The following is a 17,856-nucleotide window of genomic DNA, read 5'->3' as shown; positions in this document are numbered from 1 at the left end:
TTATTTCAAATATTCAACGGCAGCTCTTTCGATCGCAAGCCCTGCCGTATAACGTTTCATAAAGGCTTCAAAACCTTCTACGTCCTTGGCGTTTGGTTCAACTTTCGAACCGGCTTTGCCAGCAAACACTTTGTCATTCAAATATTGCTCCAACGTTTCATTGTCCGCTTTGTTAAGCGTATACGAGGCGAGCAAAGCAATTCCCCACGCTCCGCCTTCACCGGCTGTTTCCATAACGGATACGGGCACATTGAGCGCGCCAGCCATAATCGTCTGGCCAACGCCTTCCGTCTTGAACAAACCGCCATGTCCCAAAATCTGATCCAGCTTAACTCCCTCTTGCTTAAGAAGGATGTCCATGCCGATCTTAAGGGCGCCAAGCGCCGTAAACAAATGGACGCGCATGAAGTTGGCCAAGTTAAATTTGCTCTCGGAGGATCGAACGAACAAGGGACGGCCTTCTTCGAAATGCGTCATATGCTCGCCCGAAAGATAACCGTAAGCCAATAGACCGCCGCCGTCCGGATCGCCTTGCAGCGCCAGATTATATAAAGTGCCGTATAATTTATTCGCGTCTACGTCCAGACCCATCGCTTTGGCAAACTCATCAAACAGGCCCACCCATGCATTCAGATCGGACGAGCAGTTATTCGAATGCGCCATCGCCACCAAATCGCCTGCCGGAGTAGTCACTAGATCAATCTCTTCGTAAGCTTTAGACAATTCCTTCTCGAGGACAACCATCGCAAATACGGAAGTACCTGCCGATACATTGCCCGTACGTTTCGCGATGCTGTTCGTCGCGACCATCCCCGTGCCCGCGTCACCTTCGGCCGGGCAGAACGGAATACCCGCCTGCAGCTCGCCCGTTACGTCAAGCAGCTTCGCGCCTTCTTCCGATAGCACGCCCGCGCGCTCGCCGGCAACCAATACTTGAGGCATAATTTCCTCGAGCTTCCAAGGAAGCTGGTTAGAGGCAGTTAATTCATTAAATTGGGTTACCATCGTTTGATTAAAGCCGTTGGTATGAATATCAATCGGGAATACGCCGGAAGCTTCGCCAACGCCAAGAACCTTTTGCCCGGTCAATTTCCAGTGAATGTATCCCGCAAGCGTAGTCAGGAAATGAATATCGGAAACATGCTCTTCCCCATTCAGTATCGCTTGATACAAATGAGCTATGCTCCAGCGCTGAGGAATATGGAAGTTGAACAATTCGCTCAGCTTGGCGGATGCCTGTTCCTGCAAATTGTTGCGCCATGTACGGAAAGGAACTAGTTGGTTGCCGGCCTCGTCAAACACCATGTATCCATGCATCATGCCGCTAAAGCCAATCGCGCCAATCGTTTGCAAGGCTACGCCATATTGCTCTCTAACGTTGCTAGCCATCTTCCGATAGCTGTCTTGAATGCCTTTCCAAATATCCTCGAGGCTATAAGTCCAACTATTATTAACGTAGCTGTTCTCCCAGTCATGGCTGCCCGATGCGATTGGGGTATTGTCTTCTCCGATAAGAACCGCTTTAATCCGAGTGGAGCCAAGCTCAATTCCAAGTACCGTTTTGCCGCTTTTTATAGCCTCTCTCACATCAAGACTCATGTTTGTTCCTCCGTTATGGTTAATAGAATTCGTATGAATGCTCTAAATTAACTTGTATGCAGATATTATACCATCCGCGCAACTTGTATGTACATGTTAAATTGATTTGCCATAGGCTTAACCACAAAAAAAGACAGCCCTCTTCCAAATTTAGAAGAAGACTGTCTTATAAACTGCTTATGTCTAATGTTAGCCTGCAACCACGAGTTCAGTTTTACCGGCTAATTCAATAACTTCCTCGGCTTCACCCAAGCAAATCTTAAGATTAACAGGAGATTCGCTTGTAGCCGTAATCACGTAAGAACCATCTTGTTGTTCGGTTGCCAGCAGATCAATGGTGTTGCCTGCAAACCAATAGCGGTTACAGCCAACCGTTCCTTGACCGGGCTTCAGCTTCCAAGTGATTTCGTTCTTCGTTGCGTCCCCTTTAATACCAATGCCGTACTCCACTAGATATAAGATTGGAGCAATACCGGACCAGCCTACAAAATCGGCTTTATCCGCATTTCCCGAATCAATAAAGTCCGGAGGATAGTTCTCCCAAATCGTACCGGTATCCTTGAAAATGGTTACGACATTATCCAGATGGTTGACGGCAATCTCTTCCGCAAGCCCGCTATATCCGTATTTCTCCAGCCCTTGGATGACCATTTCATTCGTAGGCGCCCATACGGATCCCCGCCAGTATCCACCGCGCGGATCAAACCCCGGCTCGTCAGCTGCGCATACGGGTACGCGATGCTTCCGATTAAAGGTCGCAGGATCATTCAGCCATTCCACCAAACGCTCTGCTTGTTCGTTATCCGCAACACCGCTGATAAGAGCCCAGTAGGCAGCAATGGTCTTCACCGGCGCTTGCTCTCCGTTGTCCTGCACATCGAAATAAAATCCTTTGGCCGGGTTCCACATCATCCGGTTGATTACATCCGACAACTGCCGCGCATCTTGGTCCAGTTGATCCATCCGGCTTCTAATCTCATCGGCGTTACCTTCAGTATGATCAAGAAGAACCTTCCCGATATCAATCAGATTGCGGGCAAAGAGGACCATCTCGCAGCTTATATCCAAGCCGCTGCCCAAATAGCTGTTTCGCGGGTTATTGTCCATGCTCGCCCAATCAGTCACATATAGACCGGACTGGTTGCGAATATGATATTGGAGCGATTCATAATAACGGAATAACGGTTCAAATACAGTCGCCAGCCGATCCACGTCGCCGGTATGCTTATAGCTGACCCATTCGGCCCATGCCAGAATCGGGTGGTTGAGATTATCCAAAGTAAGATACGGAGCAACCTCAACCGTTCGTCCCAGATCCGGCTTGTACATCTCTTCAAACGCGGGACGTTCCGTCTGCATCAACCGTCTGTGTCCGTAATGATTGTGGAAATACGAATGCAGCGGCAACCGCTCGAGATTCACCCAAGGCATAAAGTCTTCACCGGTATCCCTCACCATCTCGCGCGGAATTTCGCCGTCGTCAAATTGCTTGCAATAGAAGTTATCCAAAGAGCGGATTCCCGGAATATATGGGTTGGCTAGATTGCAAAACATCGTAATAAACGCCGTATCCCACAAGAAAATATCTTTGTTAAACGCAGCGTCGATAAAGTTGCTCACATAACCGCTTTCTGCCGTCGGAATGTGCAGATTCCGGTAAGCAATCTCCCACGCGAACCAATACGTTTCAATGTAGTCCGGGCGCTGCTCGAAGATCGGCTGCGGCAGTTGATCCCTTACTTCTTCAAAGCGAGGAAGCGGAATATCGTCATACGTTTTCTTCGGGAAATACATTCCTCGAGGCAACGCTTTGTGTTGGTCAATTAGGTTCATTCGCTCTCGCTCCCTGACTGAATGAATTTATGTTGCTTAATTGCGCTGGCAATCTGCTCGGCAACCAGCTCGTAAGTGTACCGGCTTGGATGAATATGATCATTCTGGTCGATAAACCAGCGGATTGGTGTGCCGCCGGCTACCTTCTCTTTGACAAGATCATAGACATTAATAAGCGGTAGACCTGCCGATGTCGCAAAGTCAACAGCGGCCTGTAAATACGTCTCGCTTCCAAGTCCCCATTTGCGCCTCAAGTCGATATGAACATCCTTATAGGTCGGAACATGGTCAAGGAAATGGTCGACGTCCGGCGGAATCGTAACCAGGAATAAAATTTGAGCCGGCATGGTTTGCCGTATTGTCGCAATCAGTTCTTGCAGAACGTTCTTATAGTTATCAACCCATTCCGCTCCGTCCAAGCGGTGGTTGTAAGCAAATGACTCTACAACGACAATATCCGGGCTGGCCGATGACAAGCATTTCTGCATCGGATCGCCAAACGAGCTCGGGAAATCATGCGTTAAACGATAAATGCCGTATTCAGCCCGGGTTCCGCTTACTCCGTAATTCAATAATTCGAAAGGTTGCTGAGGGAAACGGGACGCCAAAGCATGCTTAAGTTCCGGCATCTCTTGTCCCCAAAACGCCGTCATTGAATCTCCGAGGCAAGCTATTTTGATTGTGCGTTTCATGCAGACGCGCCTCCTGCTCTATTCCACATTTCATTTAATAAGGGATAAATGCCCGTATACGTACTAACCGAAGTATCCTTCGAGAAAACAAGTTGCGCATTTGTACCCGCAATGCCATCGCGCAGCTTCTTCTCAAACAGCAGATGGCTCTTTGCGATTTGCCCGCCGATGACAACGGCATCCGCATGGAAAGAACGAATGAAAGGCATAAGCAGCTCCGCTAATTCTTGTCCAAACAAATCGAATACGCGAATAGCCGGGGACTGTCCCCGAAGAGCGGCATCCGCGATCTCTTTCACGTCCCACTCGCGCGGCAACCCTTCTTCGCTGGCAAGCCGAAGAATTCCTCTGCGGGAGATGTAATCGTCCGTGATCGAATCCCGGAATGGCAAAGAGTATAACCAGCCGTTTGGAGGAACGCCTTCGCCTTCTTTCACCAGGCGTCCCTGTTCCAAAAAGGCCGAACCTGTCCCTGTTCCGAGCGTCATGCAAATGGAACGTTTGTACGAAGCCGCTTGTCCCGCGTTATATTCGCCAAGCGCAAACAGGGCGGCGTCATTTTCGAACACGATACCGAAACCTTCGGCGAGCCGTTGCTTTAAAGAGGATGCTTTGATCCTATTCAGCAGCTCGTCTTTTACATTTACGCCGTATAGGGATTCATATTTATCCGCTTCCTTCACGTAACAGATCCCGCGTTCGTAATCAAACGGTCCGGGAAAGGCATAACCAATCCCCGCCAGTTGCCCGTCTGCTACCGGAATTTGTTCCGACTGCAATCGGATCATGTCCATTAATTGCGTCAGAATCTCTGCCTTTGAAGCTTTTGCATTAGCCGGAAAGCTGGTAATCGTTGACGGGATGACTTGTCCTTCCGGGTCCAGCACGGCCGATTTGACAAAGGTTCCCCCTACATCGAAGGCTATGGCATAGTTACTCATGGCACCATTCTCGTCGTCCAGTTCGGCGACACGCCGGCTTTGATCAGCTTGCAAGGGCCGGTTCCCATATTCACCAATTTGAATTTACCGAAGACAGCCGGCAGAATGTAAGATTCCGCGTAATTTAATTCAACGTATACGGATTCGTCTTCGATGGAAACAATGCGGACCTTCTCGCCTTCGACCAGATTAAGCATCATGAATTCGCCGTTCGTAACGTCTTCGTATTGGTCCTGCAAATGAATGCGGCGAACATAGAACAGCAGATCGTCTCTTTGACCTAGCAAATACTCTTCGTTCCCGTTCACTTCCCGTACCAATTGCGGTCTTGCGATCAAATTCTCTTTGACCCAGTCCGTTTTCTTATGGAAATCAAGGTTTTCGGCCGCGAAATCAATATTAATCGGTCTCGGCTTGCCATCCGTGTCTTTTCTCACATAGTCATAAACCTTAAACGTAAACCACCAAGTAGTCGAAGAGATTTCAAGAACCAGGTTATTGTTGCCGGAGCAGTGAACCGTACCTGTCGGAATGAGGAACAAATCGCCTTTTTTACAGTCCCATTCCTGTACATAATTCGTAAAATCAATCGGTACGCCGGTTTCTTGGGATTGCTGAACCGCTTCAATAAAGGTCTCTTTGTCGGTATTCTCGGTGAACCCAAGGTAGGCTTTGGAATCGCCTTCTTGTTCCATGATGTAATAGGATTCCTGCTGCTCCATAAACTCATTGAAATGCTTGCGCACGAAGTCCTGCTTGCCATGAACCTGGCAAGATAGATTCGACCCGCCAACCGTATCCAGATAGTCGAAACGGACGGGGAAGTAATCGTCGAACAAATCGCTAATCCGCTTGCCCAGAATGTCCTCGTAACCGTTCGCCATCACGATAAGAAACGGAATTTCGATAATTTGCTCGCCTTGTCCGATCAAGATGGAGTTTTCCGGCGCGATCGGCTCGAAACTCCAAGCGCAATTGACCATATCGCGCGGCAAATCGGCAATTTCCTTCAACAACTGACCGCCCCAAATGCCCGGCGCGAAGAAAGGTTTTACTCTCAGCGGGTAACGGATAATGTCTTGAATAACCGTAATCAGATCAGAGACCGCCGTCACGACAGGCGTTTCCTCATCATTCATGTCGAGGTAATAATCGAAATCCGAGAAATGGCGTTTTCTGTACGTTTCAAGAATCGGCCATTCAACAAACAACGAAATCTTGTACTTCTCAACGTTATCCAGATTCGAAGCAAATCCGAAATTCAACATTCCTTGCTTGTGTTTAATTTGCTGCAGCTCTCTGGATACGTCCGCAAACAAAGTAAAGTCGTAATGCTCTTTGCCAAGCCAATGGGCGCCTGTACCGATGACAACAATCATTTGGCTGCCCGCTTCAGCTGCTTTATTCAAATCCGCCGCAAAACGAACCTTCGCGTCCGCTTCGAAATAGCTGTCGATTTGTTTGTCCGTAAAATAACCAAAAGCCCTATTGTCCGTAATATTGTCTTTGAAATATTCGCGGATCTCTTCTCCGCCCAATTGATAGGATGCTGCTTGCAAGTAGGCGGCGTCCTGCTTCGAATAACGCTGCTGCAGCGCTCCTAGCAGACGGTCAAATGCCGCGCCATGCGTACCGTCAATGCCTACGACAAACGTTTTATTCGTATTTGCTTCAAGCTTGCGATCTATTAATGAAAGAATAGCTTCATATCCGCTTTCCAGACAGGAAGGAAGCTCCCGGTTTCTTACAGCGTTCACTGGTCTTTTGTTAAACATAATGATCTCTCCTATCCATGTAGAAGGCGGATCCGGCTAATGCCAATCCGCCCCTTTATAGTCTCTAGCCTTTTACGGCGCCTGCCATTAAGCCGGCAACAAATTGTTTTTGCATTGCGATGAACAATGCCAGTACGGGAAGCAACGTCAGCACGTTGGCCGCCAAAATTTTCGACCAAGGGATGGACACGGATTCCTGCGCCATCAACGCAAGCTTCAGCGGCAAGGTGAAGTTGTCCTCGCTTTGAAGCAGTACTAGCGGCATGGTGAACGAGTTCCAGTTCTGCACGAAATCAATAATAATCAATGCCGTTAACGTTGGCCGAAGGAGCGGCATTACGATCTTGAAGAACGTGCGGAAGTCTCCGCTGCCGTCTACTTTGGCCGCTTCCAGCATTTCATTCGGAATGTCGTCGATGCTCTGCTTCGTGAAGAAGATCGCAAATACGGTTACCGAGAATGGCAAGATTAGACCAAGCAACGTATCAAACATGCCTAGCTTCGTAATGATGAAATAAAGCGGAAGCAGCAATACGGTCGGCGGAACGGTCATGGTCGCAATTAACACGACAAACATGGCGTCTTTACCGAGAAACCGTTTTTTCGAGAAAGCATATCCCGCCATGCTGGAGAACAATACCGTAAGAATGACGGTCGGGATCGCTATGGTCAAAGAATTCAAAGCCGTAACGTTAAATTTCAGCAAATCCCAAATTTCGGGATAGTTTTTCCACACCATTGTGTCTGGCCATAATGTAGGCGGGAATTTTGTAATTTCGGCATCGCTCTTCAGGCTGGATGCAATAAGCCAATACACCGGCAGAAAGAACAGAATACCGAATATCCACAATACAATGGTAGGCAGCAACTTTTTGGCATACATGATGTGATTCCCCTCCTACCCCAGCCGCTTGTCGACGAATTTTTTCTGAATGATCGTGATGATAATAACGATGACGAACAAAATATAGGACATTGCGGCTGCCTGTCCAATTTCAAAATAGTGGAATGCCCGGTTGAAAATCAGGAACGGAACCGTTGTGGTGGAATCCGCCGGACCACCGCCGGTCATAATGTATACCTCTTGGAATACGTTCAGCGAGCTGATTAACAGCAATATCATAACGACTAACGATACGCGCCCAAGCAATGGCCAAGTCACATACCGGAACTTTTCGAATTTAGAGGCTCCTTCAACGTCTGCCACTTCATACAGGTCCGTCGGAATGCTTTGCAAACCGGACAAATAGATCAGCATGAAATAGCCGATGTTGCGCCAGCAAGTCATAATCGCGATAACCGGCATCGCCCAAACCGAGCTTGCGAGCCAGTTCGGCCCTGCAATCCCTACTTGCGATAGCAGCGCGTTAACAAGTCCACGGTCTCCGTTAAACAAGAATACAAAGATCAGACTGGCACTAACGACCGAAACGATATACGGGATAAAAAACACGGTACGGACAAAATTCACGCCCGCCAGCTTCTGATTCACGAGCAAGGCCAATAATACGGAACCAAGCATCGTGATGGGAACGAAGATAACGCCAAAATATAACGTGTTAACAAGCGCCTTAATAAATAGCGGATTTTGAAGAGCATCTACATAATAGTCAAAACCAACAAATTGACCTGGAATTCCAAACAATCCCGATTTCTGCAAAGCCATGGGCTTAATATCTTTAAAGCTTGCTATAATGGACCAAATGACGGGGTACACCAAGAACAGACCTAAAATTAAAAAAGCCGGTAATATAAATACGTACGCGCTGAGGTCGCCCAGCCTTCTTCTTATATAACTCATCGTATTCCCCCTAGCAGGAGGGAGCACCCCGGCAAAATCAGAGTGCCCGCTCACATCTTTGTTACTTCGATGCCTTGATAATAGCATTCCCTTTATCTTCTACCATTTTCAGTCCGTCCGCTGCAGAGATTGAACCCGAGACAACTTGGTTCAACGCGCTTTGGTAAACTTCATCGCTTACTTTCTGCCATTCCGGGATTGGAACCAGCGTAAACGGATAAGCCAAACCTTTTTGGAACGTCAGGAATTCAGGATGATCTTTGAAATAAGCCGTGTCCGTCATGTCTTTGCGAATCGGAATACGGAACGGATAGTATTTGCCGTCATCGCTTTTCTCGCCCTTCATGATCATTTCTTGGGCTGGTTTATCCGTAAGGAAGGTAATAAGCTTCTTCGCTGCGGCAAGCTTATCGCCCTCTACGCCTGTTGGAACAGACAAGAGATACGCCGTTACTTCCGTTGCTTTGCCGGCTGGACCGTCCGGTACTTCGGCTACGCCAGGTTCAAATCCGGTATCGCCTTTCCAAGCATCCGATACGCCCCAAGGACCTTGCAATTCCATCGCGACCACTCCGTTGCGGAAATCGGCCATAATGGCGCCACCGTCTTTATTCAAAGAATCCGGCGGAGCAGTATCCTTCATCAATTTCGTATAGAACTCAAGCGCTTGTTGCCCTTCTGGCGAGTTGATGGCAACTTTGTAGTCCCCATTGGCATCTTGATCAACCAGCTTCGCTCCCGCTTGTTGAGCAAACATACCGTACATCCAAGTCAAATCCGGTCCTTGCTTACCGGACAATCCGATTCCGAACTGATCCGGCTTGCCGTCGCCATTCGTGTCGATCGTCAGCTTTTTCGCATCTTCATAAAGCTCGTCCCATGTTGTTGGCGCTTCTTTGATGCCAGCCTTCTCGAACAATTCTTTGTTATAGATAAGTTGGATAGAGTGGCCAATCCATGGCATGCCGTACAACTTCCCGTCCGTTTCGGACAAGTTCCAAATCTCCGGCGCATAGTTGTCTTTCTGGCTAGCGAAATCCGCGCTTAAGTCTACGAATGCGTCTTCCTTAGCCAAAGCTTTGACGTCACCGTACGGAACCTGCAATACTTCAGGAGATTTGCCGCTTAAGATTTGGGTAAGCAATTTGGAACCGTATTGAACGCCGCCAAGCATATTTACTTTAATATCCGGATTTTGCGTCTGGAACTCATTCAACAACTCTTGAATAGCAACGCCACGGCCGGAATCGCTTGCCCAAGCAATTTGCATGCTGATCTCCGTTACTTTCCCTTTATCATTACCCGCGTTGCCAGCGCTTTCATTTGCGGCATTATTTCCGCATGCTGCCGTAACTAGAAGAACACCCAATGAAGCCGCCGTAACTGTACGTTTTAACATGATCTTACCTCCTCGAATATTGGCACCAATAAAGCATGTAGAGATTCATAAGAAAAATGTTTGCTTGCGGTATTAAAATTGTTGTTCACGATTTGCTCATATTGAGCAGGATCAGTCAGCAATGCCATCATTTCGCGAGCAGCTGCCTTCACGATTGCTTCATCAACTTGAGCGAGTCCATCCGGGCTTGTCTCATAACGGTTCCCGAGCGAGACGAACTGGAATCCATATTGGCGGATATCATTCTCATAGACCGGATATTCAAATATGATCATCGGCTTGTTTGCGAATACCGCTTCAAGCAGCTGATTTCCCCAGCTCTCCAGAATACTTGGATAGGTGATGAAATCCGCAATGACATAAGCATCCCAGAGCGAATAAATATTGTGTCCGCCCGTGTGTGTTCTTGAATAGCCGATAACCTGGTTCACGAAACGCAGGTCCACCTGCAATTGTTCGGCGCGCTGCCGCAGCTGTTCCGTATATTCGTAAGTCGACTCCGGCATTCCGGCAAGAAGATAGACCAATCTGCTGTTCTCGCTGAGCGGCTTTCCGTTATACAGCGTAACGCCCTGCTCTTTAATAAGATTTAATTCTTCTTCCAATGCGGCTACCACATCAATTCCAAGCTCGATCGTCTTCCGCTCCGTCACGCGAGTGGCCTGCAGAATAACGATATCTTCTTCCCGGATTCCCACTGCCTCGCGCAATCCCTGATTGTAAGCATCGCTTGACCAGCGCGGCTGGCCAAAGTCAAATACATTAGGGATGACGTAAGAGTTCAGATTCCGCCGCTCAAGCAAACCGTCATGCGATAATTGATTGGTTACCGCGTGACGGACGCTCGGCAGTTCGGGCGGGAAGTAGGTTTGAAGCCAATCCTTGACGATTGGGCAAGTCGGTTTGCCGTATAGCTCCCTTTCCCAATAGAAGTTGTGGTGAAATCCGAGACACGGAATTCCCGTCTTCCGGACGGCGTTGCCAAAAGCAATGCCTGCCGGAAGACTCCATCCAAGCGACCATATATTAAAGGGAATAAGCATTTCAATCTGTTCGGATTCCACAAAATCTAGAAGTTTCTTCTCGATTAGCTCGGTAAAACCAAGCACGTCATCCGCAAAATCTTGTTCCGATTCGTAGTCCAGCAGCTTATCGTATGCATTATAGACAAACTTTGCGTTCCTCGGATGTTTATAATGAAGCTCCGGTATTAAATAAGCATTCGTCAAACCTTCGCTGCCGGCTAAAAAGATAACATCATGCCCCATTTGAATCAGGACGTCTTTCCATTTGTCCATTTCCAGAGATACACCGTCTGTTTCCCCGCTTCTAAAGTGGGCAAGCGCAATCTTCACTCCACCACCTCCTCCAATAATTCATCTGAATCAACCTACAAAACTTTCTTTCGTTAGTCGAATCGTTTCAAAGAAACGCTTCACCGACCGGAACAACAGCGGTTTCCCTTGAACCATCGCCTGATCGAGCGTCATAGCCTGGTCAACGATCGGAATGACCATTCGAATGCCTTCCATTTGCGCGTTAGAAGCATTCCCCTCAATCTTGCCGGTGAACACGACAACCGGAACTTGATACGGCATAGCCATCCGGGAAATCCCTACCGGAACCTTGCCTTGATAGCTCTGACTGTCGAATTTGCCTTCTCCCGTAATGATCAGGTCAGCCTGCTTCATCAATTCTTCGAGATGACTAAGGTTTGCAATAAGTTCAAAGCCGCTCATGACTTGGAGTTTAGGCAAGAAGGACATAAGTCCAAACCCTAGACCGCCGGCCGCCCCCGCCCCTGCTTGATGACGTTCGTCCCGGCCAGTCGATTGTTTGACTTGATCCGCGAAGCTCCTCATCTTATTCTCGTATTCATCCAGATTTGATGGCTGTAGCCCTTTCTGCGGTCCAAAGACGTAGACAGCCCCTTGATCTCCAAGCAAAGGATTTTTGACATCGGATGCAATGACGAAATCAACTTGATGAAGACGCGGATCTATATCGGCAAATTCTATTCGTTCGACCGTGGCGAGCATCTGGCCGCTCCCCTGAAGCTCCTTGTTATCTCCGTCAAAGAACTTGACTCCTAATGCTTGCAGGCAACCTGCCCCGCCATCAACGGTTGCGCTCCCGCCAAGACCAAGGATGATTTTTGCTGCCCCTTGGTCCAATGCGTGTTTAATCAGTTGCCCGGTTCCATAGGTTGTTAAGCGTTCCGGAACCCTTTCCGATTCCGGAACAAGCGTAAGTCCCGAAGCCGCAGCCGTCTCAATAATGGCTGTTTTGCTTTTTTCCGACCAGCAATAACTCGCTGTAATGGGGCGTCCGCAAGGATCATGAACATGGTGCTTGATCTTCTCTCCTCCAACAAGAGCAAGAAGCGTATCGACCGTCCCTTCTCCGCCGTCGGCCATAGGGATTTTCCACGTCTCGGCTTGCGGATATACCGCCCTTATGCCTGCTTCAATCTGATCCGCAGCATCCATGGTCGTCATGGATCCCTTGAACGAATCCGGGGAAATGATGATCTTCATGCCTACACCGCCTTCCCGGAACGTTTGATCCATTTCACTTGGTAAGGTTCCAATGTCAGTGCATCGGAAATGCTTACCAATACGTCCTCTCCTCCTAGTAATTCGGATACGGACTGACCTTCCGTCCAGCCAAGCTGGGCAACGGGAATTGTCGTGCGAACCGGCTCATTGGATACGTTGATGACCACGAAGATCTGGTCTCCGTTCTCTGCTTCACGAACCAATGTAAAGAGCTGATCATGAAGGTAAAGAACACGTTGTACCGAATTCGGATGAAAGGCTGGTTCTGCGCGCCGGATATCAAGAAGCGTTTGGAACCCTTTCAATACTTGGGAACGCAAGGAATCGGCTTGTCCAAGCTCATCGCGAAGCTTGTTGTACTCGAGCTGCGCGCGGTTGATGGAGCGATAACGTCCTGTAGCTTTAACGCCTTCCAAATCGTTGCGCGAACCAAGCAAGCTGTGGATATAGATCCCCGGGACGCCGATCATCGATAACAGAATGCCGTTAGCCGCCATAAACCGTTTTACCTTTAACCCATATTCTTCATCCGGATGGGATAAGGCATCCAAATAGTTAATATTTAGTTCGTAAGGGCTCTTCGTTCCGTCGCCGTTGTCTTTGTAGGATACAAATCCGCCGTGGTTTTGCACCCGGTCCACCAAGGACTGAACTTCTTCTTTCGTTAAAATCCCTTCAACCGGACGTACGCCGATCCCGTCGTGGGAAGCCAGGAAGTTGAAGAAGCTTGTCGTTTCGGTTGTATCCCCAAGCGATTCCGCCCATTGCAAGATCTTTGTGCTGTTCCCCGTCGAAATCGTATGCAGCGTCAATGGAGGCAGCGGGAATTGGTAGACCATATGCGCTTCGTTATAACCGTTGCCGAAGTAGCTGATATTATCTTTATGAGGCACGTTTGTTTCCGTAATGATGATGGTGCCAGGCGAAGCCAGATCCAACACTTCGCGAATGATCTGCACAATCGCATGCGTCTCGTCAAGGTGAATACATGTTGTCCCTAACTTTTTCCACATAAACCCGATGGCATCCAAGCGGAGATAGCGAGCCCCATGCGATGCGTACATGAGAAGAATATCCAAGATCTCGAGAAGAACGTTCTCATTCTCGTAATTAAGGTCAATCTGATCGTCGCTGAAAGTTGTCCATACGTGCTTGTCGCCTGTTGCCGTAGCAAACTTCGTAAGCAGCGGAAGCGCGCGAGGACGAGTTACCTTGCTGTAGTCTGCCGACGGATCGGATTCCACGAAGTATCCCGTATATTCCGGATTGCCCGCAAGGAATTGTTTGAACCACTCGCTATGCTGAGAAATATGGTTGATTACGCCGTCAAACATCAGATCGAATTGTTCGGAAAGCTCTTTAATGCCGTCCCAGTTGCCGACGCTCGGATTAACTTCCCTGTAATCGATAACGGAGAATCCATCATCCGAGGAATACGGGTAAAATGGCAACAGATGAACAGCCGAGAATAAATTGTGCAGATATTCGCGGCCGAACCGGTTCATCGTCTCAATCGGCTGCTCTCCTTCGGAGCGAAGGCTGTCCGCATAAGTAATGAGCATGACATCGTTCTGGGAGACCCACTTTGCTTTTGCCGTTCCCGTTTGATAGTTGGAAATAAGCTCATTGATTCGATTTAGAATAAGCGCAGCTTTGTGCTCGCCGTATACAAACGCTAGTTTATTGGAAAGCCCCTTTTGATCAGAGGTCATTTGCATTTCACTTACCGCCTTTATGTGTGAATTGGAGTGACTCCATCATACAATTACACACCTAGGCGCCTCTATGGTACGGATACCAAAATGTAAGCCTATACCCGGCCTTCATTTTGGTACATGTAACAATTCGTTATTTGCCGGAGATAAAATATAACGCCAAATACAATAAAACGCCTTCCTCAAACACCCTTGGATCATATCCGGTCAGTTCTTTAATTTTGTTAAGGCGGTATTGCAGCGTGTTTTTATGTATGAATAAATGATCGGCCGTTTTGTTGATGGATTGGTTATAAATAAAAAACTGTCGCAACGTCTCGAGCATTTCTTCAAGCTGCGGATTTGCTCCAACATCCAGTATTTTATTGAGATATTTGTCCCGAAGCTCTTCGGGAATGCCGTCAAGCAACAACTCCAGCTCCAAGTCATCGAAAAAAACGAATTTGGAATCATTGGCGCCTCTGGCGTGAATGCCGGCTTTCTTCGACTCTTGGTAGGAATGCGGGATACTCTTGAAGGATTCATAAAATCCTCCGACGCCTACTTTCACGGAATAACCTTTAAGATCCGCCAATTGCCTAATTAAATATTGAATTTTATGCGAGATGAAATCTTTTTTCTTATCCGCCCTGTTCTCGGGCCACGTGAGCAGAACAATGAACTGCATCATCCCGATGGGGACGATAATATCCTGATCATTAAATTTGATTGCCTCTCGAAGCTGGGTGTAGAACTGGTTCTGATTCTGCTGAAGTTGTACGACTTGTTGATTTTCCCTTAATTCTGAGGGAGAAGTGAACAAAAAAGTAACGGCTACTCTTGGCAAGTGAACGTTGATGTTAAGCGTCCAGCCTCTCGCCGACAAGTCTTTGTCATCGCTCCATTGTCCTTCCAGCCACTCCCTGATAAATACTTCGCGCGATTGATTGACGAGCTCGGATTGCCGATCGATGATCTCCTCTTTCACGAGAATTTCAGTCATCTTGCGGATAATCTCGCCCATCTTAATCACTTCTTGGTCCGTGCCGGTAATTCCGATGACGCCAATTACGCGATTCTCGAAATAAACCGGCAAATTAATCCCTTCTTTGGTTCCTTCCAACCGATCATTCGTGCCGATAATCAGTTCTTTTCTCGTTCTCAGCACGACAGAAGCTCCTTCATGAACCGAGCCTATGCGGAATTTATCCGTACTCGCTATAATAACGCCTTGGTCATTCATGAAATTAATGGGACGATCGATAATTTTCGTCATTTCCTCAACGATGTATTGCGCTTTTTTTCCCGATATCATTTGGACTCACCAGCCGCCGTCTGAAGTTACTTTCATGTAGTTTTTACCTTTTTATGAATAAACATAATAAAAAATCCGACCTCCAAGGGGAGATCGGATGAATGCTAGCTATTATAGCGGAACAATCTTATTTTGACAAAAAGGAATTATTGTACGACCAGAACATCATCCAAACGCGCAACGCTTGTATGCATCCGAATGCCGATTTTGCCTGCCGCAATTGGCGAAGAGTCGGTCCACTGAAGAAGCTGCGCGTTATTCAAGTAACCCGTAATGGTGCTTCCGCTTGCGGTCACCTTCAAATTGACCCATTGCCCAGGCGTAAGTGTTGCGCTTGCGCTGCTGATCAGAGTCAAAGTACCGGCGCTTTTTTTGTACAACTCCACCTTGTCGAGGCTGTCGTTCAAGCGAAGCATATAATAGTTGGAATTATCCGCGTAACGGAAGACTAGTCCGGCATTCCCCGAAGCCGTTAGCAGATTCAAACGTGCGGAGTACGTATAATCCGTCCAAGATGCATTGCCGGCAACGGCAAGCGCTTCGCCTGAGGCCAAGCTTTGGGACAGAACCAGATTCCCGTCCGTCATGATGCTCCAAGTGCCGCCGGAGGTTGTCCAACCGCTATAGTCATTGTCCTCGAAATTATCGGAGAAGATCGTAACCGGCTGCGCAATTGCGCTTTGATGCTCGTATGCACCGATATCCGGAACGCCGTAATAGATCGGGTTGCCGAAGAAATCTTTGCCGCCATTGCCCGTCACCTGAACACCTGCGTTAATGAGAGGGGAATTGGTCGCCAGCTTGAACCCTGCAGCCGTAGCCAGGCTAGTTGCCGTGCTTGGATTAACGAATTTAGGATCTCCAACGATTTTGTAAGGATCGCTGGCCACGCTCGAATTCAATCCGTAGAAGCTGTTATGGTCATAGGTCATTCTAGGGCTGTTCGTGTATTGGCCGCTTGCTCCGTTATAGAAAATGTTGTTCGAGTAATAGGCCATTCCCGTGGAGCTGGCATGCGTCAGCGCTTTGTTCTGCGTCCCCGACCGGTAAATGACGTTATTATAGACGTATAAATTCCCGCCGCCGCTAATCAGATTAAAGGCACCGTTCGCATCCAGGTCATTATTGCTGATATTGTAGCGGAAAATATTATTATTCGTATCATTCATCACAAGAAGCGTTCCGCCTTGATTGTTGCTGCTGTAATTGTATTGATAGACGCTGTTGGTAACCATCACGTCGAAGTCCCACGGCTGACCGTCGCCGTCAAGCTTTCGCGTATCGTAAGCTTCATTGTATTGGAACACGGCTCCATCCGTGTAATAAGCCCATTGAGCCGCTACAACCGCTATATTGTCCAAATAATTGACGATACTCGTATTCACATCACAAGCTTCGCCAATGGCATTCGTCCGGTTGTATTCTATCAGCGGCGATTGTGCTGCCCGGACAAGAATACCGTCCCGATGGATTTTCTCCACGTTATTTCCTCGGATAACAACATGCTTGAATGCGTCAAGCTTATGGGTCCAGGCGCTATTGGAGAAAGCGTCCGTCATCGTCTGAATGCCCGTATCCGCCACATTCGTAATTGTATTGTTCTCGATTAATACATCGTCCCAGGTGCTCTCGATCGACGCATTTGTTCCTCTGGCATGGAAGTTGATGCCGCCTGTTCTCCGGTCCGTACCGAAAATATCGTGGATATTGAGATTACGGATGTATATATGCTTGAAATCTCCGGCACCGGTACTTTCGCCTACTACCAGAACACCGTGCCTTCTCATATCGGTAGACTGCTCTCCGCTCGTAATCTCCAAGTTGTTGATCTCCCAATAAGAGACATTACGAAGCCGAACGCCAAATCCTTCGCCGCTTACGCTTGTATTATTAAATGCGATGCGGGGTTTAGCGCCTGTTCCATACTGGTCCACGACAATCGGATTGCCTTCGCTGCCCGAGCCTTTCGCGTCCAAGTACTGATCATTCCACACGCCTCCGGCTTTGAGCAGGATCCGGTCTCCGGGACTAAAGGTCATGCTGTTTACTTTCGTTAACGATTTCCATGCCGCTCCTTCGCTTGTCCCTGCCGCGCTGTCCCTGCCGCCGCTGGAATCCACATAATAAGTGTTGCCCGCGGCTTCCGCCACCTGACCCCCTATACCTGACAACAACCCTGTTAGCAATAAGCCCATCGTCACAAGAAACGGCCATACAGCGATCCGGCGTCTGTTTCTTTGCACTTTCAA

The 17,856-nt window shown here is 48.2% G+C and carries 13 protein-coding genes; all 13 read right to left on the bottom strand.

The window, feature by feature from the left end:
• A complete protein-coding gene (locus QQK89_RS05155) occupies positions 1–1,599 on the bottom strand; it encodes a xylulokinase (RefSeq protein WP_284237406.1) in 1,599 nt (532 codons plus the stop codon).
• A 189-nt stretch (positions 1,600–1,788) separates the two neighbouring features.
• Positions 1,789–3,432, bottom strand: coding sequence for an MGH1-like glycoside hydrolase domain-containing protein (locus tag QQK89_RS05150; protein ID WP_284237404.1), 1,644 nt, complete (start codon positions 3,430–3,432; stop codon positions 1,789–1,791).
• Positions 3,429–4,124 (bottom strand): SGNH/GDSL hydrolase family protein, encoded by a 696-nt coding sequence (locus QQK89_RS05145; RefSeq protein WP_284237403.1) that lies wholly within the window; start codon positions 4,122–4,124, stop codon positions 3,429–3,431. The genes QQK89_RS05150 and QQK89_RS05145 overlap by 4 nt, the downstream gene beginning before the upstream one ends.
• Positions 4,121–5,119 (bottom strand): ROK family protein, encoded by a 999-nt coding sequence (locus tag QQK89_RS05140; RefSeq protein ID WP_284237402.1) that lies wholly within the window; start codon positions 5,117–5,119, stop codon positions 4,121–4,123. Before QQK89_RS05140 ends, QQK89_RS05145 begins: the two co-directional genes overlap by 4 nt.
• Positions 5,062–6,840 (bottom strand): class I mannose-6-phosphate isomerase, encoded by a 1,779-nt coding sequence (locus QQK89_RS05135; protein ID WP_284237401.1) that lies wholly within the window; start codon positions 6,838–6,840, stop codon positions 5,062–5,064. The genes QQK89_RS05140 and QQK89_RS05135 overlap by 58 nt, the downstream gene beginning before the upstream one ends.
• 64 nt (positions 6,841–6,904) lie before the next feature.
• Positions 6,905–7,723 (bottom strand): carbohydrate ABC transporter permease, encoded by an 819-nt coding sequence (locus QQK89_RS05130; RefSeq protein WP_284237400.1) that lies wholly within the window; start codon positions 7,721–7,723, stop codon positions 6,905–6,907.
• A gap of 15 nt (positions 7,724–7,738) precedes the next feature.
• Complete coding sequence (locus QQK89_RS05125; RefSeq protein WP_284237399.1) at positions 7,739–8,641, bottom strand: carbohydrate ABC transporter permease; 903 nt, start codon at positions 8,639–8,641, stop codon at positions 7,739–7,741.
• Positions 8,642–8,702: 61 nt separating this feature from the next.
• A complete protein-coding gene (locus QQK89_RS05120) occupies positions 8,703–10,040 on the bottom strand; it encodes an ABC transporter substrate-binding protein (RefSeq protein WP_284237398.1) in 1,338 nt (445 codons plus the stop codon).
• Positions 10,034–11,395 (bottom strand): glycosyltransferase family 4 protein, encoded by a 1,362-nt coding sequence (locus QQK89_RS05115; RefSeq protein WP_284237397.1) that lies wholly within the window; start codon positions 11,393–11,395, stop codon positions 10,034–10,036. Before QQK89_RS05115 ends, QQK89_RS05120 begins: the two co-directional genes overlap by 7 nt.
• Before the next feature lie 30 nt (positions 11,396–11,425).
• Entirely contained in the window at positions 11,426–12,577 is a 1,152-nt protein-coding gene (locus tag QQK89_RS05110) for a glycerate kinase (RefSeq protein WP_284237396.1), read from the bottom strand.
• 2 nt (positions 12,578–12,579) lie between these two features.
• On the bottom strand, positions 12,580–14,316 hold the full coding sequence (locus QQK89_RS05105; RefSeq protein WP_284237395.1) for an alpha-amylase family glycosyl hydrolase: 1,737 nt from the start codon (positions 14,314–14,316) through the stop codon (positions 12,580–12,582).
• Between the two features lie 130 nt (positions 14,317–14,446).
• Positions 14,447–15,607 carry a CdaR family transcriptional regulator gene (locus QQK89_RS05100; protein ID WP_284237394.1) on the bottom strand — a complete coding sequence of 387 codons (1,161 nt, stop codon included), beginning with the start codon at positions 15,605–15,607 and terminating at the stop codon, positions 14,447–14,449.
• A gap of 146 nt (positions 15,608–15,753) precedes the next feature.
• Positions 15,754–17,850 (bottom strand): family 16 glycoside hydrolase, encoded by a 2,097-nt coding sequence (locus tag QQK89_RS05095; RefSeq protein ID WP_284237393.1) that lies wholly within the window; start codon positions 17,848–17,850, stop codon positions 15,754–15,756.
• Positions 17,851–17,856 lie beyond the last annotated feature (6 nt).

It is taken from the genome of Paenibacillus glycanilyticus, from assembly GCF_030161375.1.
Taxonomy (GTDB): Bacteria; Bacillota; Bacilli; order Paenibacillales; family Paenibacillaceae; genus Pristimantibacillus; species Pristimantibacillus glycanilyticus_B.
Note: the sequence above shows the minus strand (reverse complement) of the source record. Positions and strands in the feature narration are given on the sequence as shown.